The sequence below is a fragment of the Paraniabella ginsengisoli genome (assembly GCF_022513635.1).
Taxonomy (GTDB): domain Bacteria; phylum Bacteroidota; class Bacteroidia; order Chitinophagales; family Chitinophagaceae; genus Niabella; species Niabella ginsengisoli.
This window is the reverse complement of record NZ_JAKWBL010000004.1, coordinates 224,500-250,897: the sequence shown is the minus strand read 5'-3', so window position 1 is coordinate 250,897 and position 26,398 is coordinate 224,500. Positions and strand designations below refer to the sequence as shown.

Sequence of the window (26,398 nt, the reverse complement as noted above, 5' to 3'; positions counted from 1 at the left end):
CTCACAGAAAACACAGAAAGGCACAGACATTTATAAACTTATTCAGAAAAATTCTGTGTAAATCTGTGCTTTCTGTGAGAAACCATAATTTGATGCTTATTTTTACAACCTTTAAATGAGTACAGTTAACGACCAATACGAAATAGTGATCGGGCTTGAAGTACATGCCCAATTACTTACACAAAGCAAATTGTTTTGTGGAGACAGCATTGCTTTTGGTGCTGATGCGAACACGCATGTTAGTCCAATTACCTTGGCCCACCCAGGCAGTTTACCCAAAATGAACAGGCAAGCTATTGGGCATGCCATCAAAATGGGATTGGCTTGCAACTGCGAAATCGAAAAGAAAAACTATTTCGCTCGCAAAAACTATTTTTATCCCGATCTTCCAAAAGGATATCAGATCTCTCAACATACAACACCGATTTGCAAAAACGGATATGTTGCTATAAAAACAGAAGCAGGTGAAAAAAATGTAAGGCTGAATCGTATTCACATGGAAGAAGATGCCGGCAAAAGCCTGCATGATGTAAATGATAGTAACACCGCTGTAGATTATAACCGCGCTGGTACGCCGCTTATCGAAATTGTTACTGAGCCCGATCTGCGCAGCAGCGATGAAGCATTTGCTTATGTAAGCGAGCTGCGAAAATTAGTTAGGTATATAGGCGTTTGCGATGGTAATATGGAAGAAGGTAGCATGCGTTGCGACGCCAATATTTCTGTAAGAAAAAAGGCGATGAAAAACTGGGAACAAGAGTAGAAGTTAAAAACCTCAACTCTATCCGCAATGTAAAACGAGCCATAGATTTTGAAGCAAACCGCCTCATCAATATACTTGAAAGCGGCGAAACCATCCGCCAGCAAACGCGCAGTTTCGACGCGAACAACGGAACTACTTTTGCAATAAGGGATAAGGAAGATGCAGAAGACTATCGTTACTTTCCTGATCCTGATCTGACACCTTTTGATTTGAAAGACGAATTTATCAACGAAATTCGATCATCCATACCAGCGTTACCAGAGGAGCGCATCAAAATATATAAGGAGCAATACCAGTTACCCGAATACGATGCGCAGGTTTTGACAGAAGAAAAAGAAACTGCTGATTACTTTGAAGCGGTAATAAAAGAGATGTTTCCGTCTCCCCTCTTCCAAATAAAATAGATTTCCAATCACCTTCTCCTTCAGGAGAAGGTGTCCGCCTTAAGCGGACGGATGAGGCCAAGGTCGGGGGCGGCCTAAAGCCGTCGCCAACTGGATGTTAGGACCAGTAAAAAACTGGCTGAACGACCAGGCTAAGCCTATTTCAGATTTTGCTTTGCAGCCATCGCAAATAGCGGCGCTGGTAAAATGTGTGGACGATGGTAAGCTTAGTTTTTCCGCAGCATCGACTAAACTTTTTCATTGCTTCTTCAAAATCCCGATGCAGACCCGATCGTAATTGCGGAGCAAAATAACCTAATCCAACAGTCAGATTCCTCAGCGCTGGAGCCGGTGATAGATGCGGTTTTGGAACAATTAGCAGATAAAGTTGTTGCGTATAAAAAAGGTAAAAAGGGTTATTGGCTTTATTCGTAGGCGAGGTAATGAAACGTACAAAGGGTAAAGCCGATCCGAAAAAACAAATGAAATTATTTTAGAAAAACTAAAATAGACAATGGTCCATCGACCATGGATAATGAACTACAACAATATGAAACAAATATTCATCATAGCCGCAACAACCTTGTTTCTTCTTTCCTGTAAAACCAGTGAAGAAAACGCTTTTAAAGTTTCGGGAAAAATAGCCAATGCCACAGGTAAAATGGTTTACCTGGAAGAAGTACCAATTGGCACAATGCGTCCTGTAATTGTTGATTCTGCTGCATTGAATAGCGACGGTACTTTTTCTATCGAAACAGAAACCGGAGAATCAGCTATTTATAGTATTCGCATAGATCAAGAAATGTCTCCGGTAGCTTCTGTCATCAACGATAAGTCTTCTGTAGAAATAGATGTGGTGTTGAATAAAGAAAACAACCAGTTTCCTGAAAAATATGAAGTGAAAGGGTCGCCCGCCAGCCAAAAAATGAAGGACTTTTTGTTTGCTTTCAATGAAAAACTTCAACAAATTTTTGTCGATGCCTCAAAAATTGACAGCCTACATAAACTGAATAAGCCTGATTCGGTAATTGCTCCATTGATACAGGCAAACACAGCAAGCTCTGGTTCCTTAAAGAAATATACTTTAGACGAGATTAAAAAATCAGACAACCCGGCGTTAACAATGTTCGTTTTAGGTTATTATCAGTCTTCAGCTAGCAATCCTGGATTGGGTTTGGAGCCTTTAAGCAATGAGCAGGTGAGCGCAACTATTTCTGATGTGATCAAAAAAATCCGGGACATGCGGGAATGGTCGCTTTACAGAAAGATATTCAGTCACAAATAGATGATGTTGGTAAAGGCGGATTAGTTGGTAAGCCAGCTCCTGAATTTACACTTCCAGATGTAAACGGACACCCTGTTGCCTTAAGTTCTTTTAAAGGCAAATATGTACTGCTCGATTTTTGGGCAAGCTGGTGTAAACCCTGCCGCATAGAAAATCCGAATGTTGTTGAAGCATATAATAAATTTAAAAATAAAAACTTCACTGTTGTAGGCGTTTCTTTAGATCAGGCGAAAGAGCCGTGGCTGAAAGCCATTAAAGACGACCAGTTGAACTGGCCGCAATTAAGCGATCTTCAATTCTGGGAATCACCGGTTGTAAGTTTGTATGGTTTTGAAGGCATTCCTTTTAATGTACTTATTGATCCACAAGGAAAGATAATCGCAGAAGGGCTGCGCGGCGGTTCCTGGAAAGCAAGTTGGAAGAAGTGTTGAAATGAAAATGATGCTCAGTCTATGAGACGTTGTTTTTTTCGTAAATTTAAAATAAAGAAACTCATAATGAAGACTGCATTGCAAATCGATGTATCATTTGAACAGATCTTGTCTATGGTAAGGCAATTGCCAACAAAGCAAAAGTTAAAGTTGACCAAAGAATTAGAAAAGGAAGTCACAGACTCTAAGCTCACGAGATTATTAAAATCGTTCAAGACAAATGATATTGATATCAAGACGATAACCGAGGAGGCTGAAACGGTAAGACGGGAAATCTATGACAAACAAAAGCATTAAAGTTATTTTCGATACGAATGTTTGGATTAGTTTTCTTATTGGCAAAAAACTATCAAAGCTAAAGCAGTATATTTCAAACGGTAGCATTGTAATTATAACGACAGAGCAGCTTTTGATTGAAATTGAAGTAGTAACAGGGAGAGAAAAGTTAAAAAATATTTCCCCGGTGATAGTGTTAAAGAACTAATCCAGCTTTTGGAAACTATTGCTGAAAAAATCGAGATTACACCAACACATCAATAGAGACGCAAAAGACAATTTTCTTTTGGACCTGATCGATTTTTCAAAAGCGGATTACTTGGTAACCGGCGACAAAGACCTTTTAGAACACAACCCTTTCAAAACTGCACAAATCATAACGCCAGCAGTATTTAATAAATTACTTGAAAAGTGATTTTTCTTGGTTGGGGAATGGATGATTTCCTATTTCTTGAACTATATTAAGTTCTGGTTAAGAACTATTCTCGTAAATTTGCGTTTCTTTTCCAATATATGAGTGATCCAATTAAACACGAGTGTGGGTTAGCCTTTGTCAGGCTCCGCAAAAGTTTCTCCCATTATTTAAAAGAGTATGGAACCGTAATGTGGGGGCTTAATAAGCTGTACCTGCTTATGGAAAAGCAACATAACAGGGGGCAGGATGGCGCGGGAGTAGCAGCTATAAAGCTGAATGTAGAGCCTGGACATCCTTTTATGCACCGAATCAGAAACGCGCAACCTGGAGCCATCGCTTCTTTATTTCAGAATATTGCTGAAGAAGTTAATGAACTTACCAAATACAATCCGGATATAGTAAACCATCCGGGCCTGATGAAAGGCCATGTGAAGTTTTTGGGTGAGCTGCTTTTAGGCCATTTAAGATATGGCACTCAGGGCAAGAACAATGCAGAATTTTGCCATCCGTTTTTAAAAAGACATACAATGACTACCCGTAACCTTGCGTTGGCGGGTAATTTTAATTTGGTCAATACTGAAGAGCTATTCAATAAATTAGGCATTGAGCCGGGTCCTTTTCAAAAGCAAAGTGATCTGGCAGCGATGATGGAAATAGTGCACAAACATTTGGTAGATGCTGACGAAGCATCGCCGGCCAAACCCGATATTAAGCAGGTGTTGAAAGATGTGATTCCGCAGTTTGACGGAGGGTTTTCCGTAGGAGGCGTAACGGGTGATGGCGTTGGCTTTGTGTTTCGCGATCCGCATGGCATCCGGCCTTGCTATTATTATGTTGATGAGGATGTAATTGTAGCTGCTTCCGAGCGCGCAGCTATAAGAACGGCATTTAATGTTGGCGAGAATGAGGTGAAAGAATTGATGCCCGGTAATGCGCTCATCGTTCATGAAGACGGTAGCTTCGAAGTAGAAGAAGTGGTAACGCCGAAAGAACGCAAAGCTTGTAGTTTTGAACGCATATATTTTTCACGCGGCAGCGATGAAAAAATTTATAAAGAAAGAAAAGCACTAGGCTATAATTTAAGTGAGCAGGTGTTGAACGCTATTGACTTTGATCTGAAAAATACGATCTTCTCTTACATACCAAATACCGCTGAAGTGGCGTTTTTAGGCTTGCAGAAGGGTATGCAGATGTATTTGAATCAAATTAAGATAGACCGCATACTAAGCTGGGGTAAAGATTATGATGAAGAGAAGCTAAGCGAAATGATCAACCGTCGTATTCGCATTGGTAAGATCGCGATCAAAGACGTGAAAATGCGCACTTTCATTACAGAAGACGCCAGCCGAAACGAAATGGTGCAACACGTTTACGATGTAACTTATGGTACGGTGAGGCCTGGTATTGATACCATTGTCGTGATTGATGATTCTATTGTGAGAGGCACCACGTTGAAACAAAGCATTATTAAAATGCTGGCACGACTTAAGCCTAAAAAATATTGATATTATCATCTGCTCCTCAAATTCGTTATCCGGATTGTTATGGAATTGATATGAGTAAGATGGGCGATTTTATTGCATTCAATGCGGCAGTTGAAATTTTAAAAGATCGGGGCAAAGAAGATTTGTTGCAGGAACTTTGGCAAAAATGTAAAGATCTTAAAGCTGATGGGTTGCTGCACACTGAAAATGTGGTACAACAAGTTTATAAAAGCAGTACCAGTACAGAAATTTCTTATAAAATTGCAGAAATGATCACACCAAAAGGATTGGAAATTCCGGTGCAGGTTATTTTTCAAAGTATTGAAGATCTTCATAAAGCATGTCCTAACAATCTTGGGGATTGGTATTTTACCGGAAATTATCCGACATCCGGAGGCAACCGTGTAGTAAACCAGGCGTTTATGAATTATATGGAAGGAAAGAACGAAAGAGGATATTAAGAACATATATTAATAAAAAAAACCGTAAGCGTAAGCGTTACGGTTTTTTTTATGTTTAGAAAGAACCAATTTTAGTATCCATCATTTTGTGTTAATGCGCCACCACTTCGGTCCATCTGCTCTTGCGGAATTGGATAATAAGTATCCTTATCTTCAAAAGTGATGGTTTGCGAAGACGAAACAAAATCTTTTTCAAAATCCTGGTAATCTTCTATCACCGTTTTAGCAATGCCCCATCTTACCAGATCATAAAAACGATGGCCTTCCATTGCCAGCTCTAAGCGCCTTTCAAATCTTACTGCATTACGGGCATACTCCTGGTTAGGAAATGATGCATAAGGATTAACGTCATAAGCTGCAGCCGGAGTACCGCCTGCTGTAACAGCAGGTAAGCTTGATGCTCTATTTCTTACATCATTTACCCTGTTTCTGGCATAAGTAAGGTCATTTGTCTCAACGGCGCATTCAGCAGCCATCAGGTACACATCTGCAAGTCGGATAATATTTACATTCAGTCCGGTAATATTAGTAGTACCCGGGGATGTATTTCCACTGAAATCTGATTTATCTATCATTTGTTTTACAGCTACAAATGGTCCACCATATGCCGGGTCGCGTATCCAATCATCTCCGGGCATGGTACCCCAATCTCTATAGGATACGCCTCTTCTGCCAATAGTGTAATCTAGTCTCGGATCAAAAGCTAATGTTTTATTTACTTGATAGTTGGTTTTAGCAGCGCCGGATAATCCTAGATCAGACTTGTAAGGGTTAGTTCGATAAGAATTATCCAAGAGAGGTAACCCGCTTGCATTTACTTTATAAGCATTGGCCAAATCAACGGATGGTTGATAGAAGCCGCAGCAACTAATGGGCGCCGAATTATAAAGGCCGGCTAACATATCACCTACGTTCCCGTTATCGCCACTTCCGTCATCGTTAATAATATTTTGGGCAACTAAAATACCTTCGGGTCCATTTTCTGTGTTAATATCAAAATTATTCTGAAAGGGCATATCTGTTAAAGGTGCCTTATTGGTTATTACATTTTTAAATAAAACCAAAGCCTCCGGATATTTCTTTTGGTATAAATATAATTTTCCAAGATAAGCTTCAGCCGCATATTTATCAACCCGGCCTACCTCGCCTAAGGGTTTAGTATACTCAAGGTTATCAACAGCAAATTTAAAATCAGCTTCGATCATAGGATCTACGTCTATAGTATTAGGAACTTTTACGGCATCTGCTGTACTGGTAATGGTTTCATCCAGGTATGGAATATTTACAAATACGCGCTTTAAAAAGAAATAATAATGGCCTCTGAGTAGCTTGGCTTCGGCTTCAATCTGTGTTGCTCTTTCATCACTAAAGCGGTCGTTTGCATCGCTTTCCTGTACGGTTTTTAATAACTGTAGGGTTTTGTTGCATCGTATGATGCCTTCATAATAAACACGCCACATAGTAGGCAGGTTATCATTAGTAGGACCAACCCTGTGCAGTTCAATATCATTCATAGGCGATTGGTCTCCGCTATTACTTCCCTTATGTGCATTATCTGCCGCTACTTCCCCGTATAGCCATTGGCTGGGTCCGCTTGAATAATTGCCCCAGGTGCCATTTATATTCCCGTTTAAAATACCGTAGGCCCCAATAAGTGAAGCTTCTACAGCCTTTGTTGTTTTTAGCTGCTCATCTATAATAACACCTTGTGGATCGGTGTCTAAAAACCCTTTCCCACAGGAAAGTATTAGCAGCGTTAAAATAACAGGTAAAATTATATATGCTTTTTTCATCTGTATATTTTTTATTATTTTTTAAGGTCAGATGGAATGGATGAGTTTTTTATGGAAGCTCGTTAAACTTTGTTTCGGAAATAGTCATCGTTTCAAAGCTCATTTTCATCTGAATGTTGATATTGAAATAAGCGGTTTAAAAAGTAGCATTCAATCCAATTATAAACTGTCTTGATGAAGGATATACACCAAGGTCAACTCCCGGAGCTGTAAAATCGCTTGAAAACTGAGTTACTTCAGGGTCCAGACCCGAATATTTTGTAACCGTAAATAAATTAGAGCCGCTTGCGTATATTCTCAGGTTTTTAATTCTGTCTTTAAAAATGTTAGCTACAGGCAGCGAATAACCTATTTGTAACAGCTTCATCCTGAAATAGCTTCCATCTTGTACATAATAACTATTAGCTTGTAATTCTAATGCCGGGCGGTTTCTGTAAGGAGAGGGAGTCATACTTTCTGTATTTGTTGGACTCCATGCATCTAACATACGGGTACTTACAGCACCATCAAAAGCGCTGAAGTCAGTATAATACCTCGTTACATCAAATATATCATTGCCTTGAGAACCGTTGAAGAACATAGAAAGGTCGAAATTGCGATAAGATGTATTGAAGCTTAACGAATAAATAAATTCTGGATGTGGACTTCCGATAACAGTTCGGTCGTTTGCATCAATAACCCCATCTGGTGTGCCATCAGGTCCTGAAATATCGGCATAAACGGGGCCGCCAATTCTCGCATCAGCGTAGGACGGCCTGTTGTCAATGTCTTCTGCATTTTGATAGATGCCGGTTATTTTATATCCATAGAAAGCACCAAAAGGTTGATTAGGTACTATGATAGAGGTTTGTAAACTTCTGATGCCGCCATACAGTTGCTGTTTTACTGTGGGTGCCAGTTCAGTTACAAGGTTTACATTTCTTGAAATATTACCACCTATATCAAACTTAAAAGCCTCTTTTCCCGCAGTACTATTGTGATGATAATTAAGTGTAAGTTCTAAGCCTTTATTGCTCATCGACCCGATATTTACATAAGGAGATGCTCCACCTCCTACACCTTGTGCTGGCAGCGGAACGGGATAAAGCATATCTGTCGTTTTGCGGCTATACCAGTCAAAAGATCCATCTATTTTGTTGGAAGCAACTGCAAAATCTAACCCCAGGTTCCAGGATTTCAACTGCTCCCATTTTACATCAGGATTATCATAGTTGCTCGTCCAGATACCGCTGGCTGCACTGGTTCCGTCAATAGGATACGAAGATGAGTTAATAGCGGATTGATATCTTTTAAGGAATTGAAAGGAGGGTATGGTCTGGTTTCCGGTTGAGCCATAGCCTGCTCTCAGTTTTAAATCATTGATCCAGCTTACACCTTTCAGGAAATTTTCATTAGAAACTCTCCAGGCTGCACTGGCTGCCGGAAAATTACCATAGCGATTATTAGGGCCGAAGTTGGATGAGCCATCACGACGAATGGTGGCTGACAAAAGATATTTATCATAAAAGTTATAATCGGCTCTGGCAAAAACAGAAAATAAAGAAGATACATACCCGTTGCTCGAACTGGAAAGCCCTTTGCTTGCGGCACTTAGATAGTAGTAATTGATGTCTCCAAAAATAAAAAAGTTATTTCCTGTTCCAGAAACGACTCTGCCTTGTGATTCTACAGCTTCTGTACCTGCTAACAGTGTAAGATCATGTTTGTCATTAAATTTATTTTTATAAGTTAAAGTGTTCGTCCATGTCCATTCAGTTGCATATCCCTGTGCTTCATTCAACGGGTTGTTATCGTAACTTCCTTCTGAGCGTTCAGGATTTGGATATCCAATATTTATACTTGTATAATTATCGTAGCGTACTCCGTACACTGTTTTAAGATTCAGGCCTTTTACAACATTTAAGTCTGCAAAGGCGCTCCCGAAAAATTGATTGTCTGTGTTCACATTATCTTTTGCACGGTAAAGTACAGCCAGTGGGTTGTCCGCATTTCCTAATCCGCTACCACGGCTACCGCCAAAATTTCCCATTATATCGTAAACAGGTATTATTGTTTGTATTCGGTAAGCCCATCCTATTGGGGAGCCTTCTCCCTGGTAGCTTCCGGCAACATTTGGGTTAGTTGCAAATCCATATCCACGTATATGCGAGTATTGCATATTTTCCCCAATTTCAGGCGGTCGCCTAAAGTTTTAAAGCTTGTATTTGCTCTTATTGTGTAACGTTTAAATCCGGTATATTTAATAGTTCCTTCCTGGTTAAAATAACCGCCACTTAAGGAGTAGGTTGAGTTTTCTCCTCCTCCTAAAACCGTTAACTGATAACTTTGCATGGGAGCGGGGTTGGTTATTTCGTTAAACCAATTCGTTCCTGCCTGGTTGGCTTTTGTTATCTGATAAAAAGTACTGCTGTTTTGCGTGTAGCGGTATTTGGATGGATCAGCATCTGCAGCAGTTATGTTTTGCCCGTTTTTCGAACCAGCGATTAAATACTCGGGTAATGTAGGGTTGTTGGGATCGGTACCATAGTTAGGACCTGTAGTACCTTCCTGTCCGGGCGTTTGTCCTGAGTTTCGAAAAGCAGCATATAGATTTTGTGCATACTGCATCGGCGTCATATATTCGGGAAAAGTATTCTTGTTAGGTCTTTGAGTACCATAATAAATATCAAGATTTATTTTAGGAGGCCCTTTTCTTCCCTTTTTTGTTGTAATAATTACAACGCCATTATTTGCTCTTGATCCATAAATAGAAGAGGCTGATGCATCTTTTAATACCTGCATGTTTTCAATGTCTTCAGCGTTCAACCAGCTTAATTTGCCGGTATACGGCATTCCATCAATTACAAATAAAGGATCGTTATTATTGATGGTACTAAAACCTCTGATTCTTATTTGCGGCGTTGAACCCGGAGATCCATCATTAATAATCTGAACTCCGGTTGCCTTACCTTGCAATGCTTCAACCGGGCTTGAAGAAGGCTGTGATTTCAATTCATTCATGTCTACCACGGCTACCGATCCGGTCAAATCCTTTTTACGTTGAGTGCCATACCCAATAACAACCACGTCTGTAAGGCCTGATACATCTGGGTTAAGCACAATGTTGCCCGCACCAGACGCATCAATAGTTAAAGAGGCCGACTGGTAGCCGATGCTGGAGAATTCAAGTACATCTCCTGTTTTGGCATTGATCGTATATTTACCATCATCGTTGGTTGTTGTACCAGATGATGCACCTTTAACGACGACAGAGACATTAGGTATCGGTGCATTTTTCTCATCCGTAACGGTTCCGGAAATGGGTTTGGTTTGTGCGTGTGCATAGTAGATGGAAAATAGAGTACATAGGCACACAGCTATGCTTCTCATGCATTTTTTATTCATATGACTGCAATTTGGTTTAGAAAATAGTTTACAGGGACAAGCGTATTGGAAGATATAAAATATAATTTGGAATAGAAAAATCATTTTTGCAGAAATTGATTTCAATCAAACATTAGTGATTGCACATACATTAAAGAGTTCAATCTTTTAGGTTGCTTTTTGTTTTATAAAATCTTTCAGTATGATTCCAATCACGTTCTGTATTTTTCTTGTAGACTAAATGGCATTACACGTTTCGCCTGCAAAACGTCATTTAAAATTTTTAGAATAAAAAGTATTGAAATAGATAATTTTGCGCATTATTGAAAAAGCTATTTACGACTTTAAATTATTATGAAGACATTGATAATCATTCGCCATGCAAAAGCTGAACAAAGCCATGGCCTGGATAGTAAACGAAGACTAACTGAAAGAGGCCATCAAAACGCGGAGTCGATGGCCAGGCACTTATTAGATAAAGGCTACAAGATTGATAAAATTTTTGCCAGCCCTTCTGAAAGGACCAAAGAAACTGCTGAGTATTTTGCAAAAGCTAATGAAGTTGCGCAAACGCGTATAAAGTATTTTGATAATTTATATCTTGGAGACACGCTACAATTTATTGAGACTATAAATAAAATCTGGGAAAATGTTGATACCCTTGCTATTGTTGGCCATAACCCTGGTGTTACCAATTTTACCAACGATATTACGGGTGCTGATATTGAATCTTTACCCACAACAGGTGTAGCGGTTATTAATATTGATTGCGATGATTGGCAACAATTTAATGATGCTCCCAAAACTTTGGTTGAAGTAGATTCGCCTAAAAATAGTTGACGGTACGCAGATGACAGTTGACAGTTTTCGCGATCAACATACACTTATATATTATACTTACTTAATTCTTCGACTGTTATCTGTCAACTATCAACGGTCAACTCAAAAAATCATGGGACAAAAAAATTGATCCGCTTTGCGGAATTAAATACTTTCAATAATGTGCTTCAGTTTCCTGAACATATTGCTGGCAGCTGGCATGAACATTTCAATAATAATAATCCTATTGTTTTAGAACTTGCTTGTGGCAAGGGTGAATATGCATTGGGCCTTGGAAAATTGTATCCTCAAAAAATGCTATTGGTGTTGATATAAAAGGCAACCGTTTGTGGGTGGGCGCTAAAAAGGCTTTACAACAGGGGTTGAATAATGTGGCTTATCTGCGCGCTCAAATAGAGCAACTTAATCAGTATTTTTCTAAAGACGAAGTTGATGAAATATGGATCACGTTTCCCGATCCGCAACTGCGTTATTCAAAAGCAAAAAAAGATTAACGCATCCACGCTTTTTAAGAGTGTATAAACAAGTTATAAAAGCTGGTGGCAAAATACATTTGAAAACGGATAGTCCGGATTTATATCGCTTTACAAAAGAAGTGATTGATATGTATGATTGTAATTTGATAGAAGACATCGACGATTTGTACAAGATTGAAGACCGGGCTGAAGAGCTTAAAATAAAAACACATTACGAAGCGCTTGACATTGCGCAGAGTAGCCGTATTCACTATTTATGTTTTACCTTACCACAACAATTAGCAAGTCCTGAAAAAGATGAGCAATTAAAAGAAGCGATAAAGTATGAACTGGATAGAGGGTGAGCATTATTATGTAAATAAAGAAGGGAAAGTAGTGCTTACAGAAAAGTATCATTTATTGCGTGGATATTGCTGTAGCAATGGTTGCCTGCATTGTGCCTATGAATATGAAAATGTACCCGAACCCAAAAGAACCGAATTGCTAAATGAACGACAACAAAAAGCGTCTAAAGAACCCCGATAAATTAAAAGCCATTAACCCATCGGGAGCTACTGATCAAAATTTTTTTGATCAGGTTTTCGAAATTACGCGTCAGATTCCTAAAGGACGTGTTACATCTTACGGCGCTATAGCAAAATGTATCGGAACAGGTAAATCAGCCCGCCTTGTTGGTTGGGCAATGAACGGTAGTGGCAAAGCAAAGCCCAAAGTACCCGCCCATCGTGTTGTTAATAGCATTGGTGTATTATCAGGAAAGCTTGCTTTCAAAACTCCAACCTTAATGGAAGAGCTGTTGGCAAAGGAAGGTGTCAAAGTCAAAAATGATAAAGTAGTCGACTTCAAAAAGGTTTTCTGGAATCCGATGGAAGAACTGTAAATTAGCGCCCTGTTAAATGTTTACTCAGGCACATACGATATCAGCTTTGCGGTTCCGGCGTTGGAGCCGCAAGTCTTATGCTGCGTTTCAAAGCATTGGCAGGCATGTAACAATAGGTAATTTAAAGAACATTGTTGCCGATACATTTTTAGGAAAACAAAAGAATACATCAGCAACAATTGTTGTTGATATAGCACAGAAAGAAATTGAGGAAGAAATGTCGGATCCTCCGGATGACATAATAAATCTCTTTCCGGAAAATTTACCTTTAATACCAAAAAGTATTTGCGTCAAAACTGCGCACTTTAACTTTTATATACATATTTATTCATGGCTGATAGCGTTATTGCTGTCAGCCATTTTTATTTTAAATCTTAAAAATTAAATCAAAACAAAGTAGACATGAAGAAAGGCTTTATTTCGGTGATTGGCTTAGTACAAATTTTTCTTACCACTCAAACTGTAAGCGCACAACAAACGACGCTTGATCCTGTAACTGTAACATCGTCGCTTTCGGAAAAAAGAACCTCGGAAACCGGTAGGAATATCACCATTGTAAAAGGAGAAGATATTTTGAAATTACCTGTTCATTCATTAGATGAGTTGTTAAAATATATTCCAGGGGTTGAGTGCAAAGCCGCGGCCCGCAAGGATCGCAGAGCGATATAAGCATGCGCGGCGGCACCTACCAACAGGTGCTGGTTATCTTGGATGGGTTAAGAGTGAACGACCCGAATAGCGGCCATTTTTCTACATATATTCCTATTACACCTGCGCAGATTGATCGCATTGAAGTGCTGAAAGGTGCATCAGCTGCTATTTATGGATCAGATGCCGTTGGAGGTGTGATCAATATTATTACTAAATCGGCCAATGCTTCCAATCAAAAGAATAAAAAAGTAATAAACGCACAAGTTGGGGCGGGTGAGTATAATCTGATAAATACAAACATTGGCGGCTTTTTACAAACTGATAAATTAAGCGTTGACGCGGGGTTGTTATCCAATCATTCAACAGGAATACAACAACGGGGTATCAAAGGATATTTTCATAACACTTCAGCTTCAGCTGGGGTAAATTATAAGCTTAGCGATAATTGGAATATAGCTGCCCGAACCGCTTATGACAACAGGGATTTTGCTGCGCAGAATTTTTATACCAGTTATGTATCAGATACGGCAACAGAGCAGGTTAAAAGCTGGTGGCATCAAATTAAAATTGATTATGAAAAAATAAATCAAAGTTAACATTGAATGCAGGCTACAAACAACTGAAAGATGAGTATGCGTTTGATAACTCTGGTTCAGCTAATCAAAGTACATCAAAGCTTTTTCAGTCGTTAATACTGTTTCAACAACAGCTTAGCGAACAAACGACTATAATTACCGGGTTTAACTATCAAAACCGGGCGATCGTTTCTAACGACAGAGGGATTCATTCGCTAAATATTGCAGCTCCATTTGTAAGTCTCTCTCAAAATATTGGTTCGCGCTTTTATGTGCAGCCATCTTTAAGAGCGGAGTTCATTGAAAACAATAAGGCAGAATTATTACCGCAATTGAATGCTTCTTATCATATCCGGGATTTTCAGTTTAGGGCAAGCGGAGGTAGAACCATTCGTGCGGCAGAGTTTACCGAACTTTATAACAACTACGGCAGAGAAAAAGGAAAGCTTGTTGGTCCCAGTATTGGCAATCCCGGTTTGACACCCGAAATTGCCTGGGCTTATGAAGCGGGATTTGATTGGTTTTATCGTTCCCAATTCAAATTATCTTCCACTTTTTTCAACGTTTTCATAGCAACCTGATTGATTGGATCGGAACGCCTTATGATGAAATGCCAAGGAAAGATAACCTCACCCCATCAACGAATTATGCGCTTGCTACCAACATAGCAACGGTGGATATTACCGGTTTTGAAACAGATGTCCAGGTCATTGCTCCGATTGGTACTAAACAGAGACTCGCGCTTAATGGTGGCGTGGTGTGGCTTTATAGCAAAAGCAGCCAGGCCAATCCATCATTTTATATTTCTTCAAGCGCAAGGTTTTTGGGCAACTTCAGTGCTGTGTATAATGTAGGGAATGCTATGATAACTTTAACCGGTATTTACAAAAACCGAAAAGCGCGGGAAACAAATGGTAGCAGCGTTTTTGCTGAGGCGTCTTTGAGTAAAGATTATTTTTTACTGAATGGAAGAGCATCATACAACTTTATTAAAAACCGCTTAGGCGCGTTTGTGCAGGTTGATAATATTTTTGACAGAACATATAGTGATCTGTTAGGAACAGTAATGCCAGGCAGATGGTTGCAGGGAGGGTTGAGCTTTAATTTGGTAAAGTAAAGTTTGCAAAAGAATTATTCACGCAACGATCACAAAAAAGCAAAGAGACAAAGTTTAATTATAAATAAAAAAACGTTGCTTCTTTGCTTTCTTCGTTGCGTTCTTTGTGTGAAATTTTTTAGAATCTTTTCTTTTTAAAATTACTATTGCCGTTTCCATTTCCATTACGGCGGTTATTGTTGTTGTTATTGGAATTGTTATTGCTTCGTTGCTGCTGAAACTTATTATTGCGTTTACCGTAATTGCTTTTGGTATTTTCCTGTTGCATACGGTAGGCTTTAACGTAGGGCGTATTGGTAAACTCTAACTGACCATCGGTTATATTGGTCAATTCACTTTGTATGGCATCATCATGAACTACTTCTTTATGCCAGTTATTGTAAGCCAGTTTCATATAATAAGCAATAGCATTTGCAAAACCCTGACGCTTTTCAGGATCTTGTTCAGCCAAAGCTTTATTAATGATGTCTTCTAAGTTTTTACCAAGATGTGAAAATTTAGAAGATCGTTTTGGATAAGGCAGGGGTTGAGGTTTTGCCTTTAGTGCCTCACGCGTTGGCGTGGGGTAAGGCGATTCTACATCAATCTTAAAATCGGCAATTAAAAATAAATGATCCCAAAGCTTATGTCTGAAATCTTCCACATTTTTTAAATGCGGGTTCAAAAAGCCCATCAATTCAATAACGGCCTCAGTATTATTTTGTCTGCGATTCGGATCTTCGATCGTCAATATGTGTTCCACCATTTTCTGTACATGTCGCCCATACTCGCGCATCGCCAGGTGGTTTCTAGTAGTATTATATTCCATAAAAACTTTTGGTAAATAAATGTATCTGCAATCTAACTTCTTGTGTGGTGTTATACCTTTGCAGCTATTTGGCAAAGATATAGAAAAAACGCTTATTACATAATCATGGCGATAATATTAGATGCAGACGAAATTTCGATTAAAACCTACCGCGGTTATTTAGAGAAAGTCTTATTTACGGCGCTTGCTAAAACAATGCCTCTGGAGCAATTCATTTATCCCGCGCAAAACAAAGCCACAATCGCCTTGCCGGATAATATAATCGCCACCCCATTTCCAGCTGCAAAAGGCTTATTCCGTCAAAAAAAATGGATAAATGGCTGCGTGAAAAAATGCATCGGCTTTTATCAGTTTTACAAAAACGCTGAAAACGACTGTACCCTTGAAACAGATTTTGTTGATTTGTACAGAAACTGATCTTAATAATGAAAAATATATAATATTGGCAAACGTAATAGGCATTACATCTGCCGGACTGTATAATAAATTTGAAAAAAATACCCGGATCATGTTGAGAAGTGCTTTTTGCTACAGGGAATTTTGGACAAATTTGATTCTTTATCAGATACTGAAAGCGTTAAAAGCCAACTAACTAGCGACAGGGAATATTTTATAATTGCAGATTTTAACCTCGATAAAGACCGCTTGGTTACACTGTTAAAAGGATTTTCTGCTTTTAAAAGAATGCTGCATAGCAGCTGGAAATTTGTTGTGGTGTTGCGCGCTGCAGACGGCATAAAAAAGGAAGAAGCTGAGCATCTTTTATCAAACTATAAATACAGAGAAGATATTGTTTTAACAAATGATGATAAGTTGAACGAAAAAATCGCGGAGGCATATGCGTTAATAAGTGTGAGCGTCGAAGAAATATTTCCGATACCCGTTGCCGAAGCCGTAAGGCTAAAGACGCCTGTTATAGCTTTAAAAACGGAAACTCTTGATCAGTTATATGGCGACGCTATTGTTTATACAGAAAATGCTGGTAGTGAAGCTATTGGAGAAATGCTGATGATGATTTATAAAGGCGAAACATTTAGAAAAAACCTGATTAAGAAGATAGAGGCAAGGCAATTGTCCTACAATATGGACGATGTAGTTAAAATTCTTAAGCAAAACCTGCTGCAATAAATGGCCAAAACATAATTACGTACTTTCGCGGCTTAAATTTTGAAGCATAAGAATGAAAAAATCGACAATTACAATTGATGTACAAATGGATGAGAACCGGGTTCCGGACTCCATACATTGGAAGGCTACAGAAAGTACGGCAGACAATGCACAAAAAGCGAAAGCTATGATGGTGTCTTTTTGGGATAGTGCGGACAAAGCAGCTTTGCGTATAGACCTGTGGACCAAGGATATGATGATTGATGAAATGGCAGACTTCTTTTATCAAACATTAATGACCATGGCCGATACTTATGGACGCGCTACGAAATATGCGGACCAGGTTACAGAAATGAAAACTTTTGCAAAGGAGTTTTATAAAAAGTTCCAGGCAAAGCAATTAGAAGAAAATAAAGCCGGGTAAATTCTGGTCAACGGACCACAGACCATGGACAATGGGCTATCGACAATTTCATGTAAGTTTGAAGTATGCAAGTGCAAATAGACATAGGGTTCGACCAACTCTTAAAAATCGTAAAAAAACTACCTTCGGAACAATTAAAGAAGTTGAAAGCCGAAATGGAAAAGCCGAAAACTGTAAAACACAATACCGATCTTGAATCGCTTTTGCTAAAAGGTCCGGTAGCAACAAAAAAGCAATTGGAGACTATCAATAAAAACCGAAAAGCGATCAACCAATGGCGGGAGAAATGATTTTGGTTGACACCTCCATTCTTATTGATTATTATCGAAAAACCGATAAGAGCAACGCTGCGTGGATCCGGCTAATAAGAGATGGATATGAGTTTAGCGTTTCTGCTATTACAAAGTATGAAATTTATGCTGGCGCCAGCGCGGGTCAACTTTCATTTTGGGATACTGTTTTCAAATCAATTACTATAATTCCTTTTGATGGTATTTGTGTGGATGTAGCTGTGAAGATTAATGCCAATCTGAAGCGCAAAAGAAAGAAGATCGATTTGGCCGACTTATTTATAGCGGCTACTGCCGTTGCGCACCAACTTACCTTTTCAACTTTAAACCGAAAGCATTTTGACAGGATAGAGGAGCTTAGGGTTTTGTAATATCCCTGGCCGAAAGGATAAACCGTACACTTTGAACACAAAACTGAAAGAAATTATAGTTTTTGAGAACGACAGCATTGTAGCGCTGAATAAGCCTCCTGGAATGCTTTCTATTCCTGACCGGGAAGGCAAAGAGCCAAGCCTTAAAGACTTTTTAAAACAAGAATACCCGGATATTTTTACTGTTCACCGGTTGGATAAAGAAACCAGCGGGCTAATCATCTTTGCAAAAAATGCCGAGGCTCACAAGCACTTTAGCCGGCAATTTGAAGAAAGAAAAACAGTTAAAATATATCTGGGGCTCGTAACAGGTGCTCTCCAAAATGACGAAGGAAGTATTGACGCGCCTATTGCCGAAAATATGGCTAAGCGCGGCTCCATGCTGATACACAAACGTGGAAAAACAGCGCTTACGGATTATAAAGTGCTAAAAAAACTCAAAATGTACAGTTGGGTGCAGTTTCAAATTCATACCGGGCGCACCCATCAAATACGCATACATGCGAAAGAATTAGGAGCTGCTTTAGTGGGCGACACGCTATATGGAGATGGAAAGCCAATCCTGCTTTCTTCATTTAAAAACAAATTTAAGTTGAGCAAAGATGTGCTCGAAGAAAAGCCTTTGCTAAACAGGCTGGCTTTACATGCCTTTCAGTTAAAAATAACCGATGAGCAGGGAAACACCATTGACCTTGAAGCCCCGTTGCATAAAGACCTGAAGGTAACAGTATTGCAGTTGGAGAAGTATTTGAAATAATATATGCGTTGATGGCATTAATTTAGACCTTTGTGTTGTGCGTAAAATAAAATAATGAAAGGACACTTTATAATAGTTCTACCGTACCATTTTGAATTTTTCAAATGTTTTGAAGAAAATTTGCGACATGCCGGTTATGAGGTTTCTTTAGTATTTCTTACTGACAGGCCGTTTAAATACAAAAGAGTTTCTCAAAAGATATATAACCTGTTTCAGAAAACGCTATTTAAAAATACAACATATAAACAAACGCTTCGTGTTGATCAAAATAGCGAAGAATTGATCAAGGAATTGTCAGGAATAAACACTCCGGTAGATTATACTTTGGTTATAAGAGCCGACTTTATTAATCAAACAGCTCTCACTTGTTTAAAAGAAAAGAGTAAAAAACTTTTTGCTTACCAATGGGACGGATATAAACGATCTGCAGCCGCTGAAAAATTAATTCACCTTTTTGATGACTTTTTTGTTTTTGACAGTGATGATTATAAGAGATATAGCAAAAGCTTTTCGAATATACGGTTTATAACAAATTTTTATTTAGATAACGAACCTAAAAGCGGTATCAGCGACGGTTCTGTATTTTTTGTTGGCAGATATTTAAAAGAGAGAGAATCTTCGATTTCCAGGATAGCGGAATTTTTTAGAAAAAAGGAATCAAGTCTAATATTAACGTTATTGTTAGTTCAAAAAGTATAAGGGAAAAAATAAAAAATGATAATATTACAATTCTGAAAGATGTGCTCCCATATGATGAGATGCTTTCAATCCTAAAATCAGCGTCGTATATTCTTGACTTTGAAAATGCAGAGCAAAATGGATTGACCTTCCGTGTATTTGAATCTTTGTATTTTGAAAAGAAACTAATCACTAATAGCAAGCTGATTTATGAATATGATTTTTATCATCCCAATAATATTTTTGTTTGGGACGAAAAAATATAAACGATTTGGAAGCATTTTTGCATAAACCTTATCAAAAAATGGATGATAAGATTGTCAAAAAGTACTCTTTTACAAATTGGCTAAAAAACATAATAGACGAGCAACCTTATATCAAAATAAATGATCCAAGGTTAGGCTAAAATACTTTAAAGCGATAATCAGGCAGACTCATCTGCAAAAAATCAATACTGTGTGAAAAAACAAGGATTTTACATCATTTAAACAAGTTTGGTATAAAAAACACGCATCTCCCATTTATGTTAATATTTGTTTCAAATATTTAAAGAAAAATGTTGCGAAAACGAAAATGTTTACGTTAATGAAGTAGCAATCATAACGACCTGAAGAGATTGAACATCAGTAGAAACAAATGAATAAGAAAGATTTTGAACAAAATATTTAGTATCGATTTTTAAGAATCATTCGTTAAATAACTTGAAGTGTTCCTCGAAAAGGGAGCCTTCTTTTTTACGAAATGGTTTTTAAGCGTTGATGATTTTTTGATTTTATGGAATTTAGTGCAATAATAGTAATACCTATATACAAGCCTCTTATAAATGCAAATGAGCAAGAATCGTTAAAACAATGTTTCAAAGTTTTAGGGAAGCACCCAATTGTTTTTATCAAACCTGAAACATTAGACATCTCTTCCTATTTACCTTTTATAGGGGATAATAAGTTTAAAATCGAATCATTTGATTCGGGATTTTTTGCTGATATAAGAGGGTATAACAGGCTTATGCTCTCCCAGGAGTTTTATGGTCGCTTTTTGAATTATAAGTATATGCTTATCTATCAACTGGATGCTTTTGTATTCAGGGATGATCTTTTGTACTGGTGCGAGCAAGGGTACGACTATATTGGAGCCCCATGGGTTAACCCGTATAAGTTTAAGAAACAGGTAAAGGCTTATTTTCATCATAGATGGAATGTGAAGCAAAAAAACACCATATCTCCTACATGGCTACAATTCCACAATCGTGTCGGTAATGGAGGCTTTTCACTTAGAAATGTCAAAAAATTTTTTGAGATATGCGGCTCTCATAAGGAAATGATTGATTTTTACAATCAACACAATGATAATCACTTTTTTTTAATGAAGACGTTTTTTGGTCGGCTGAAGTAAATAGGAAAAGAAAAATATTAAAGATGCCGCATTACAAGAAAGCGTTAGAATTCTCAATAGAACAAAAACCAGACCTTGCTTTATCAATTCTTAAAGGGTCGTTACCTTTTGGTATGCATGCGTGGCATCAGTACCCCGAAATCTGGCAACCGATCATGAAGAAAAGTAATCAGGGATAAACTAGTTTTATTTTCAATTTGTATATATGTATCAACAGAAGAAGCACAGTATCGCAATAGTAACTTTTTTATGTCCGTATCCTGTGTCAGATGGAGGTCGTTTCGGCGTGTTCAGCTTTGTTAATGACATCCGTAATTTTTTTGATGTAACGTTGGTGTTTAAAGTTCCGCGAAGTGAGGAACAGAATGTAACTGAGTTAAAAAAACTATGGCCAGATGTAGATGTGCAACCTGTATACACTAACAATTCCATTAAAAGCAATGCTGTAGAACAAAAGGTACCGTTATATAAAAAACTTGTCCTTCCTATTAGAATACTTAAGTATAAAAGGAGAGCAAAAAAAGAAACCTTTCAAAAAAGATTGTCCATGGATTATACCCGTTTATTCCAGCAGAGCGAGAGTTTCTGGATTTTCTGGATCAATTATTCCGTAGAAAAAGTTTGATATAGTTCAGGTTGAGTATAGCGATTTATTAAACCTGGTTCACATTATACCAAAAGGAACAAAGAAGGTTTTTTTCAGCATGAAAACAGGTACTCTATTCTTGAAGATTATTTTGCTTTGAACGACGACAATGGATTATATGCATCTTATGTAGTAAATACAGCCAGGTTTACTGAAATTAGTTTAATGAACCAATACGATCGTATATTGATTTTAAATCGTAATGACCAGGCGCGTTTGAGTGAATACATTCCGATAAAAAAATTGCAGGTCATGCCAACTTCGGTTCCGGAATCTCTTATTCCTAACTGCAAGCCAACAGCAAGCGCTGAAAAACTGGTGTTTATGGGTTCGCAAGAACATCATCCTAATATGGACGGAGTTCAGTGGTTTTCTGAGGAAATGCTGGATCAGGCAGTGAGGCAAAGTGGGCTTGAATTATATGTTACCGGAAAGTGGAAAGATATTTTCAGGCATCAACACCCCCGTATTAATTTTACTGGTTTTGTAGATAATATAGGAGATGTATTGCAAGGGGGAATTCTGATAGCTCCAATACGGCTTGGGGGAGGTGGTATAAGAATAAAAATTTTGCAGGCCATGGCTTGCGGAGTTCCGGTTATTGCAACTTCACTAATTACAAATGGCATGGAGGGTATTGTGCATGGCGAGAATATATTTATTGCAGATACGGTTGAAGAATTTATTGCAGCTATTACAACGTTGGCAACTAATAACAATATCTATACAACAGTTAGCAAAAATGGCATGGTACTAATCGAAAAATATTATGGTGACAAAGCAGCAATTAAAATAAAAGAAAAGATTTTTGAAGAATTGCTTAGCGAATAATGTTTGATCTGGCTTTAGCTTTTTTTCCTTAAGCTCTGCCAATAACCATTTAAGTGTCGATGCCTTTTTTATAAATTTTGGATATTGCTTCATAAGCTTTCTTAAATGCCGGGGATAAAGAAAAACAGGAAAAAGCTTATAGCTGGTGTCTGGCCTTTTCAAAATGTCAAGACCCTTTTCCAAAGCGAATAAGATATGTTCGTCATTTAGAAACTCTTCTTTGTTATATTCTGTATGTGCAAAAGCCTGTAGCTTTTGTTTAATTTTCTCCAACCCACCTAAATATGAGAAATGCCACCCTCCATTTTCTATTCGTGCATAATCATTCCTGTTATCTCTAATATGCTGACAAGTATGGTTATTGAAATATCTACCTGATACGGCAACTGTTCCATTCCAGGTTTTTTCAACGCCAACATTTCGGCAATTCATAAAGTAATAGTGAAAAAGCATTGAAAATGCTTTCGGTTGAGAAGTACCTTGTATGTCTTTAATAACCATCGGATCTAGTATTTCATCTAAGTCGCCAATAAAAATCAGGTCATCCTCGTTTGGTTGTATTACATCTTTTATGGCATTTCTTTGCTGATTTTCCAACACCCAGGATCCATCTTCGAGGTCATGTGTATTTCTGGATTTAAAAACAAGGCCTTCGGTGCTTTGAACTAAAGGGTGATAAATTATTTTATGCTGCCATTTGGCAAAGCGGTGTTTGCTTTCTTTAAAATAATAGGATTTGTTTTTTCCGGCATGAGATAGGTTGGATTCTACGATAACAAAGTAGTCTACCTGCTCATCTAAAAGCCGTAATCGAAACTCTAAAAGATCGAGTTCGTTAAAAAATGTAAAGCAGTCAAATTTTTTCATATACACAATATTGGAATAAATTAATAACTATTCCAATTAGCAGGTAAAAATAAAAAACTTCAAACGTAACCTCAATTCAGGCCTTCATACAACTCCCAATACTTCCTCGCGGCAACATCCCAGTCAAATTGCCGTGCCCAATCTATAAGTCCTTGCCGTACAGAACCGTCTATATTTCTGTTTAGAAACTCGGTTGCAGCTTTCGAGATCAACTCGGTTTCCATGCCTTCAAAATAAATAGCATGCGGCCCTCCAACTTCTGGTAAAGAGGTTGCCGTTGATAAGATAACTGGTGTGCCAAGCTGCATAGCTTCAATTACTGGTAGCCCAAAACCTTCTGCCAATGATGGGAAACAAAAGGCAGCGCAATTTTTAAAAAGCCAGTATTTTTCGTTTTCGGAAACAGCGCCGATAAGTTTAACACGGTGCTCAACACCAAGGTTTCTTGCCTCTTCAATAATCTTATTATGGTAAGCCTGGCTTTGGGTAATGCCTGCAATCACTAGGTCATAATCATTGTCGATCAACATAGCGGCCAGCACATGAAAATTCTTTTTATCGGTTATTGTGCCGATACTAAAAAAAAAAGGCTTGTCCTCTATTGTTTCCGGCTTTACATAAGCAAGCGATTCAGGTACATTTCTGCCATTGTAAATCACCTTCACTTCTTTTGATCCGACGTTGAGGTTTTCCAGCACTTGCTCTTTAACAAAGTTTGAGATAGTGACAATTGTATCAGATCTGTCAACAAGGCGTTGCAGCTTTTGCATATACTTATCCTGCTTGCCTTTCGTCTTTCCCTGATGCAGGAAGTTAAGGTCGTGAATAGTAGAGATAGTTTTTACACTGCTTCGTGCAGGCGGTAAATAGTTGCTGCCCTGATAAGTGCAATGCCACACATCATAGTTTATTACGTTTTTTGGGAAAAACTTATGAAGATGATTCTGTATCAAATACTCCTGGTCTTCGCCAAATACACCACGTTCTTTCTCTGGAACATAAAATGCTATTTTATCATCCTTATTCTGCCTGATCAAAGCAGCTCCCAACTCTTTACAGAAATAGTAAAGACCCGTATAAGCATACTTCATCCTTTCACAATCAAAAATAATTTGTTTACTCACGTATTGGTTTAATGGTTATAAACAAACGCCTAAAACGCCCACTAACTTTTGTAAGTAGTGAACTATTTAGATGTCAACTTTATAGATGACGCCATATTTCTATAGGACGCAACTACTTCAATGTTTAACTTTCCTGCGGTTTCGGGTCAATATACTGATTCATGCCGTTTTCCGCTTTAATGATCTTATCATTTATTACCCTGTCTAGCCTGTTTCTGTTTTCTTCTTCACCTGTTCTGCTTGCCAAAAAATGATTCAGATGGTAACAAATGCCACCAAATTTCAGGAATCGTTTTTTAATACCAGCATTTAACAGCCTGATCGCAATATCATTATCTTCTAAGCCCCAACCCACAAAACTTTCATCATAGCCGTTTACTTTCAAGAGGTCTTTTCGCCAAAAGGCCATATTGCAACCTTTTACATAATATTTATTCCTTCCTCCGTTTTTATAATAATGTGCAAACAGGTGCTGTAATAATGGCATCCGTATCCCATTTAGTTTATTGCTGTTTTCAATAGCAATCCGCAAATGATGGGTACTATTCTGTTGTTGTAGAAGGTTATCCGTAGTTTTTTGCGAAAGCAACACCCGGCTCCCTGTAGCAAAATGATTTGTCCTTGCAAAACGAACATGATCTTTTATGAAGTCTTTATGCAGAATAATATCTCCATCTATCTGAATAATATAATCTTTATCGGTGCTTGCTATTCCTTTGTTCCTGATTTTCGCAAGGCGAAACCCATCATCAGGCTGCCAAACGTGCCTGATTGGAATGCTTGTTTTTTTGATAATTCTTCAAGAAGTCTTTTTGTAGCAGCGTTTGATCCATCATCACATACTACTACCTCGTTGGGTAAAACGCTCTGGTTGTTTGCACTTTGTATACATAATTGCAAAGCTTCAGGCCAGTTATAGGTCGATATCAAAAGCGCCGTTGTGAACATTAATGGTTGCTATTCAAATAATTTTTTTAAAAGTAATCAGAAATAAACAATTAATAGCTTCTTCGTTAAACTTGGGTAGACAATTTTTATTCAATCATCAGTTAACATATGGCAACGGTGTTCCGCCAGCTGGCGGACGCTTCAACAGCAGTGCAGAATTCATCCTGCATAAATGATTCTTTACTGTATACAATGAAATAAGGATTTTCAATTTACTATTTCACCGGCTTACAATAAATTTGTACACATGACCAACTTCATCCCGATATTCCCCTTACACATTGTTGTGTTTCCCAGAGAGGAACTGAACCTTCATATTTTTGAACCTCGCTATAAACAGCTCATCAATGAATGCTTTCAGCAAAAGAAACCTTTTGGTATTCCTGCTGTAATAAACAACGAACTCAAGGATTATGGATCCTTACTGCGTGTTGAAGAAATTGCACAAACCTACGCAAACGGTGAAATGGATATTAAAACAAAAGGCGGTAAGGTTTTTAGAATGCTTGAAGTAATAAAAGAGGTTCCTGAAAAACTATATTCAGGAGCCATCGTTAATTATCCTCACAATGTTATGAATGGAGACGAGCAGGTAATGAAAATATTGATTGGAAAAATGAAAGACCTGCATGCAAGCCTACAAGTCAATAAAGACTTTCATAAGGCAGAAAGCAAACTTACTTCTTATGATATCGCGCATCATTCAGGACTTACTTTGGAGCAGGAATATGAGTTTTTGCAACTAACTCAGGAACGCCAAAGGCAGGAATATTTAAAACGACATTTTGAGGCAACTCTGCCAGCCTTAGAAGAAATGAAACAACTTAGGGAAAAGATTCAGATGAACGGACATTTTAAAAATTTAGAAGGATTTGATGTGAAGTAGCGAGTGGGAATAGGGAGTGGCGAGTAGCAAATAGGAATAAGTTGGCGCTTCCTACTCACTATTTCCTACTCGCCAT

The 26,398-nt window shown here is 38.1% G+C and carries 34 protein-coding genes and 5 pseudogenes; 31 read left to right on the top strand and 8 right to left on the bottom strand.

The features are described 5' to 3' along the window. Window positions 1–115 precede the first annotated feature (115 nt). From gatB to MKP09_RS18310, 9 genes and pseudogenes are all read left to right on the top strand, one after another. A pseudogene (gene gatB, locus MKP09_RS18345) lies at window positions 116–1,167 on the top strand (Asp-tRNA(Asn)/Glu-tRNA(Gln) amidotransferase subunit GatB). 94 nt (window positions 1,168–1,261) lie between these two features. Continuing rightward, a complete protein-coding gene (locus tag MKP09_RS18340) occupies window positions 1,262–1,444 on the top strand; it encodes a hypothetical protein (RefSeq protein WP_240831765.1) in 183 nt (60 codons plus the stop codon). After that, window positions 1,408–1,643: pseudogene (locus tag MKP09_RS18335) on the top strand (hypothetical protein). Before MKP09_RS18340 ends, MKP09_RS18335 begins: the two are co-directional and overlap by 37 nt. A 53-nt stretch (window positions 1,644–1,696) precedes the next feature. Further along, window positions 1,697–2,431: a DUF4369 domain-containing protein gene (locus MKP09_RS18330; RefSeq protein ID WP_240831764.1), complete on the top strand. Its 735-nt coding sequence runs from the start codon at window positions 1,697–1,699 to the stop codon at window positions 2,429–2,431. Next, window positions 2,395–2,862, top strand: a complete 468-nt coding sequence (locus MKP09_RS18325; protein ID WP_240831763.1) for a peroxiredoxin family protein — start codon at window positions 2,395–2,397, stop codon at window positions 2,860–2,862. Before MKP09_RS18330 ends, MKP09_RS18325 begins: the two co-directional genes overlap by 37 nt. Window positions 2,863–2,883: 21 nt before the next feature. Beyond that, entirely contained in the window at window positions 2,884–3,159 is a 276-nt protein-coding gene (gene vap15 / locus MKP09_RS28370; protein ID WP_394801104.1) for a type II toxin-antitoxin system VapB15 family antitoxin, read from the top strand. Further along, window positions 3,140–3,553, top strand: a pseudogene (locus tag MKP09_RS18320) (putative toxin-antitoxin system toxin component, PIN family). Before vap15 ends, MKP09_RS18320 begins: the two are co-directional and overlap by 20 nt. A 98-nt stretch (window positions 3,554–3,651) precedes the next feature. Then, window positions 3,652–5,058 (top strand): amidophosphoribosyltransferase, encoded by a 1,407-nt coding sequence (locus MKP09_RS18315; protein ID WP_240831762.1) that lies wholly within the window; start codon window positions 3,652–3,654, stop codon window positions 5,056–5,058. After that, window positions 5,055–5,498 carry a hypothetical protein gene (locus MKP09_RS18310; RefSeq protein WP_240831761.1) on the top strand — a complete coding sequence of 148 codons (444 nt, stop codon included), beginning with the start codon at window positions 5,055–5,057 and terminating at the stop codon, window positions 5,496–5,498. The genes MKP09_RS18315 and MKP09_RS18310 overlap by 4 nt, the downstream gene beginning before the upstream one ends. 71 nt (window positions 5,499–5,569) lie before the next feature. Here MKP09_RS18310 and MKP09_RS18305 read toward each other — a convergent pair whose 3' ends face one another. The 3 genes from MKP09_RS18305 to MKP09_RS18295 form a co-directional block, all read right to left on the bottom strand. Then, the gene (locus MKP09_RS18305) at window positions 5,570–7,291 is read right to left on the bottom strand and encodes a RagB/SusD family nutrient uptake outer membrane protein (RefSeq protein ID WP_240831760.1); all 1,722 of its coding nucleotides are present in this window, start codon (window positions 7,289–7,291) and stop codon (window positions 5,570–5,572) included. Window positions 7,292–7,427: 136 nt separating this feature from the next. After that, a complete protein-coding gene (locus tag MKP09_RS18300; RefSeq protein WP_240831759.1) occupies window positions 7,428–9,449 on the bottom strand; it encodes a SusC/RagA family TonB-linked outer membrane protein in 2,022 nt (673 codons plus the stop codon). Beyond that, window positions 9,365–10,660: a TonB-dependent receptor plug domain-containing protein gene (locus MKP09_RS18295; RefSeq protein WP_240831758.1), complete on the bottom strand. Its 1,296-nt coding sequence runs from the start codon at window positions 10,658–10,660 to the stop codon at window positions 9,365–9,367. Before MKP09_RS18295 ends, MKP09_RS18300 begins: the two co-directional genes overlap by 85 nt. 348 nt (window positions 10,661–11,008) lie before the next feature. Between MKP09_RS18295 and MKP09_RS18290 the strand changes: the two genes are divergently transcribed. The 10 genes and pseudogenes from MKP09_RS18290 (at window position 11,009) to MKP09_RS18240 (ending at window position 15,193) form a co-directional block, all read left to right on the top strand. Then, window positions 11,009–11,494 (top strand): SixA phosphatase family protein, encoded by a 486-nt coding sequence (locus MKP09_RS18290; protein WP_240831757.1) that lies wholly within the window; start codon window positions 11,009–11,011, stop codon window positions 11,492–11,494. A gap of 126 nt (window positions 11,495–11,620) precedes the next feature. Continuing rightward, complete coding sequence (locus MKP09_RS18285) at window positions 11,621–11,809, top strand: class I SAM-dependent methyltransferase (RefSeq protein ID WP_240831756.1); 189 nt, start codon at window positions 11,621–11,623, stop codon at window positions 11,807–11,809. Between the two features lie 17 nt (window positions 11,810–11,826). Beyond that, a pseudogene (trmB, locus tag MKP09_RS28365) lies at window positions 11,827–12,314 on the top strand (tRNA (guanosine(46)-N7)-methyltransferase TrmB). Continuing rightward, complete coding sequence (locus tag MKP09_RS18270; RefSeq protein ID WP_240831753.1) at window positions 12,295–12,495, top strand: C1orf53 family protein; 201 nt, start codon at window positions 12,295–12,297, stop codon at window positions 12,493–12,495. Before trmB ends, MKP09_RS18270 begins: the two are co-directional and overlap by 20 nt. Continuing rightward, window positions 12,458–12,850, top strand: a complete 393-nt coding sequence (locus tag MKP09_RS18265; protein WP_240831752.1) for an MGMT family protein — start codon at window positions 12,458–12,460, stop codon at window positions 12,848–12,850. Before MKP09_RS18270 ends, MKP09_RS18265 begins: the two co-directional genes overlap by 38 nt. Window positions 12,851–12,866: 16 nt before the next feature. Beyond that, window positions 12,867–13,235: a hypothetical protein gene (locus MKP09_RS18260; RefSeq protein WP_240831751.1), complete on the top strand. Its 369-nt coding sequence runs from the start codon at window positions 12,867–12,869 to the stop codon at window positions 13,233–13,235. Between the two features lie 17 nt (window positions 13,236–13,252). Next, window positions 13,253–13,519, top strand: coding sequence for a hypothetical protein (locus tag MKP09_RS18255; protein WP_240831750.1), 267 nt, complete (start codon window positions 13,253–13,255; stop codon window positions 13,517–13,519). Beyond that, window positions 13,480–14,097: a TonB-dependent receptor gene (locus MKP09_RS18250; protein WP_240831749.1), complete on the top strand. Its 618-nt coding sequence runs from the start codon at window positions 13,480–13,482 to the stop codon at window positions 14,095–14,097. Before MKP09_RS18255 ends, MKP09_RS18250 begins: the two co-directional genes overlap by 40 nt. A gap of 2 nt (window positions 14,098–14,099) precedes the next feature. Beyond that, window positions 14,100–14,657, top strand: a complete 558-nt coding sequence (locus MKP09_RS18245) for a TonB-dependent receptor domain-containing protein (protein ID WP_240831748.1) — start codon at window positions 14,100–14,102, stop codon at window positions 14,655–14,657. A gap of 29 nt (window positions 14,658–14,686) precedes the next feature. Beyond that, window positions 14,687–15,193 (top strand): porin family protein, encoded by a 507-nt coding sequence (locus MKP09_RS18240; RefSeq protein ID WP_240831747.1) that lies wholly within the window; start codon window positions 14,687–14,689, stop codon window positions 15,191–15,193. 118 nt (window positions 15,194–15,311) lie between these two features. On the opposite strand, the gene MKP09_RS18235 is transcribed toward MKP09_RS18240, so the two are convergent. After that, window positions 15,312–16,001: a DUF4290 domain-containing protein gene (locus MKP09_RS18235; protein WP_240831746.1), complete on the bottom strand. Its 690-nt coding sequence runs from the start codon at window positions 15,999–16,001 to the stop codon at window positions 15,312–15,314. Window positions 16,002–16,106: 105 nt separating this feature from the next. Here MKP09_RS18235 and MKP09_RS18230 point away from each other — a divergent pair, with 105 nt between their 5' ends. From MKP09_RS18230 to MKP09_RS18175, 11 genes and pseudogenes are all read left to right on the top strand, one after another. After that, window positions 16,107–16,418, top strand: coding sequence for a hypothetical protein (locus MKP09_RS18230; RefSeq protein WP_240831745.1), 312 nt, complete (start codon window positions 16,107–16,109; stop codon window positions 16,416–16,418). Between the two features lie 123 nt (window positions 16,419–16,541). Then, on the top strand, window positions 16,542–17,129 hold the full coding sequence (locus MKP09_RS18225; protein WP_240831744.1) for a glycosyltransferase: 588 nt from the start codon (window positions 16,542–16,544) through the stop codon (window positions 17,127–17,129). A gap of 52 nt (window positions 17,130–17,181) precedes the next feature. Then, a complete protein-coding gene (gene gldC, locus MKP09_RS18220; protein WP_240831743.1) occupies window positions 17,182–17,532 on the top strand; it encodes a gliding motility protein GldC in 351 nt (116 codons plus the stop codon). Window positions 17,533–17,603: 71 nt separating this feature from the next. Next, window positions 17,604–17,822: a hypothetical protein gene (locus MKP09_RS18215; RefSeq protein ID WP_240831742.1), complete on the top strand. Its 219-nt coding sequence runs from the start codon at window positions 17,604–17,606 to the stop codon at window positions 17,820–17,822. Beyond that, window positions 17,807–18,193, top strand: a complete 387-nt coding sequence (locus MKP09_RS18210; protein WP_240831741.1) for a type II toxin-antitoxin system VapC family toxin — start codon at window positions 17,807–17,809, stop codon at window positions 18,191–18,193. Before MKP09_RS18215 ends, MKP09_RS18210 begins: the two co-directional genes overlap by 16 nt. A gap of 31 nt (window positions 18,194–18,224) precedes the next feature. Beyond that, complete coding sequence (locus MKP09_RS18205; protein WP_240831740.1) at window positions 18,225–18,950, top strand: RluA family pseudouridine synthase; 726 nt, start codon at window positions 18,225–18,227, stop codon at window positions 18,948–18,950. 54 nt (window positions 18,951–19,004) lie between these two features. Then, window positions 19,005–19,894 (top strand): annotated as a pseudogene (locus MKP09_RS28925) (WaaS/CpsH family glycosyltransferase). A gap of 508 nt (window positions 19,895–20,402) precedes the next feature. Continuing rightward, entirely contained in the window at window positions 20,403–21,020 is a 618-nt protein-coding gene (locus MKP09_RS18190; protein ID WP_240831737.1) for a DUF5672 family protein, read from the top strand. A 23-nt stretch (window positions 21,021–21,043) separates the two neighbouring features. Beyond that, the gene (locus MKP09_RS18185) at window positions 21,044–21,199 is read left to right on the top strand and encodes a DUF5672 family protein (RefSeq protein ID WP_240831736.1); all 156 of its coding nucleotides are present in this window, start codon (window positions 21,044–21,046) and stop codon (window positions 21,197–21,199) included. A gap of 26 nt (window positions 21,200–21,225) precedes the next feature. Beyond that, entirely contained in the window at window positions 21,226–21,645 is a 420-nt protein-coding gene (locus MKP09_RS18180; protein ID WP_240831735.1) for a hypothetical protein, read from the top strand. A gap of 117 nt (window positions 21,646–21,762) precedes the next feature. Beyond that, window positions 21,763–22,497: a glycosyltransferase family 4 protein gene (locus MKP09_RS18175; protein ID WP_240831734.1), complete on the top strand. Its 735-nt coding sequence runs from the start codon at window positions 21,763–21,765 to the stop codon at window positions 22,495–22,497. Here the strand turns inward: MKP09_RS18175 and MKP09_RS18170 are convergent. The 4 genes from MKP09_RS18170 to MKP09_RS28360 form a co-directional block, all read right to left on the bottom strand. Continuing rightward, a complete protein-coding gene (locus tag MKP09_RS18170) occupies window positions 22,420–23,364 on the bottom strand; it encodes a glycosyltransferase family 17 protein (RefSeq protein WP_240831733.1) in 945 nt (314 codons plus the stop codon). The genes MKP09_RS18175 and MKP09_RS18170 overlap by 78 nt on opposite strands. A gap of 71 nt (window positions 23,365–23,435) precedes the next feature. After that, window positions 23,436–24,488, bottom strand: a complete 1,053-nt coding sequence (locus MKP09_RS18165) for a glycosyltransferase family 4 protein (RefSeq protein WP_240831732.1) — start codon at window positions 24,486–24,488, stop codon at window positions 23,436–23,438. Window positions 24,489–24,612: 124 nt separating this feature from the next. Then, complete coding sequence (locus MKP09_RS26585) at window positions 24,613–25,260, bottom strand: galactosyltransferase-related protein (RefSeq protein WP_317235442.1); 648 nt, start codon at window positions 25,258–25,260, stop codon at window positions 24,613–24,615. After that, window positions 25,197–25,436 (bottom strand): glycosyltransferase, encoded by a 240-nt coding sequence (locus MKP09_RS28360; protein ID WP_394801100.1) that lies wholly within the window; start codon window positions 25,434–25,436, stop codon window positions 25,197–25,199. The genes MKP09_RS26585 and MKP09_RS28360 overlap by 64 nt, the downstream gene beginning before the upstream one ends. Before the next feature lie 247 nt (window positions 25,437–25,683). Here MKP09_RS28360 and MKP09_RS18150 point away from each other — a divergent pair, with 247 nt between their 5' ends. Next, complete coding sequence (locus MKP09_RS18150) at window positions 25,684–26,322, top strand: LON peptidase substrate-binding domain-containing protein (protein ID WP_240831731.1); 639 nt, start codon at window positions 25,684–25,686, stop codon at window positions 26,320–26,322. Window positions 26,323–26,398: the final 76 nt, after the last annotated feature.

Coding starts and splice junctions, on each gene's coding strand:
- MKP09_RS18340 (WP_240831765.1), top strand. CDS start 1,262: ATGTTAGGACCAGTAAAAAACTGGCTGAACGACCAGGCTAAGCCTATT.
- MKP09_RS18330 (WP_240831764.1), top strand. CDS start 1,697: ATGAAACAAATATTCATCATAGCCGCAACAACCTTGTTTCTTCTTTCC.
- MKP09_RS18325 (WP_240831763.1), top strand. CDS start 2,395: ATGGTCGCTTTACAGAAAGATATTCAGTCACAAATAGATGATGTTGGT.
- vap15 (WP_394801104.1), top strand. CDS start 2,884: ATGAGACGTTGTTTTTTTCGTAAATTTAAAATAAAGAAACTCATAATG.
- MKP09_RS18315 (WP_240831762.1), top strand. CDS start 3,652: ATGAGTGATCCAATTAAACACGAGTGTGGGTTAGCCTTTGTCAGGCTC.
- MKP09_RS18305 (WP_240831760.1), bottom strand. CDS start 7,291: ATGAAAAAAGCATATATAATTTTACCTGTTATTTTAACGCTGCTAATA.
- MKP09_RS18300 (WP_240831759.1), bottom strand. CDS start 9,449: ATGCAATACTCGCATATACGTGGATATGGATTTGCAACTAACCCAAAT.
- MKP09_RS18295 (WP_240831758.1), bottom strand. CDS start 10,660: ATGAGAAGCATAGCTGTGTGCCTATGTACTCTATTTTCCATCTACTAT.
- MKP09_RS18290 (WP_240831757.1), top strand. CDS start 11,009: ATGAAGACATTGATAATCATTCGCCATGCAAAAGCTGAACAAAGCCAT.
- MKP09_RS18270 (WP_240831753.1), top strand. CDS start 12,295: ATGAACTGGATAGAGGGTGAGCATTATTATGTAAATAAAGAAGGGAAA.
- MKP09_RS18265 (WP_240831752.1), top strand. CDS start 12,458: ATGAACGACAACAAAAAGCGTCTAAAGAACCCCGATAAATTAAAAGCC.
- MKP09_RS18260 (WP_240831751.1), top strand. CDS start 12,867: ATGTTTACTCAGGCACATACGATATCAGCTTTGCGGTTCCGGCGTTGG.
- MKP09_RS18255 (WP_240831750.1), top strand. CDS start 13,253: ATGAAGAAAGGCTTTATTTCGGTGATTGGCTTAGTACAAATTTTTCTT.
- MKP09_RS18240 (WP_240831747.1), top strand. CDS start 14,687: ATGCCAAGGAAAGATAACCTCACCCCATCAACGAATTATGCGCTTGCT.
- MKP09_RS18235 (WP_240831746.1), bottom strand. CDS start 16,001: ATGGAATATAATACTACTAGAAACCACCTGGCGATGCGCGAGTATGGG.
- MKP09_RS18230 (WP_240831745.1), top strand. CDS start 16,107: ATGGCGATAATATTAGATGCAGACGAAATTTCGATTAAAACCTACCGC.
- gldC (WP_240831743.1), top strand. CDS start 17,182: ATGAAAAAATCGACAATTACAATTGATGTACAAATGGATGAGAACCGG.
- MKP09_RS18210 (WP_240831741.1), top strand. CDS start 17,807: ATGGCGGGAGAAATGATTTTGGTTGACACCTCCATTCTTATTGATTAT.
- MKP09_RS18190 (WP_240831737.1), top strand. CDS start 20,403: ATGGAATTTAGTGCAATAATAGTAATACCTATATACAAGCCTCTTATA.
- MKP09_RS18185 (WP_240831736.1), top strand. CDS start 21,044: ATGCCGCATTACAAGAAAGCGTTAGAATTCTCAATAGAACAAAAACCA.
- MKP09_RS18180 (WP_240831735.1), top strand. CDS start 21,226: ATGTATCAACAGAAGAAGCACAGTATCGCAATAGTAACTTTTTTATGT.
- MKP09_RS18170 (WP_240831733.1), bottom strand. CDS start 23,364: ATGAAAAAATTTGACTGCTTTACATTTTTTAACGAACTCGATCTTTTA.
- MKP09_RS28360 (WP_394801100.1), bottom strand. CDS start 25,436: ATGTTCACAACGGCGCTTTTGATATCGACCTATAACTGGCCTGAAGCT.
- MKP09_RS18150 (WP_240831731.1), top strand. CDS start 25,684: ATGACCAACTTCATCCCGATATTCCCCTTACACATTGTTGTGTTTCCC.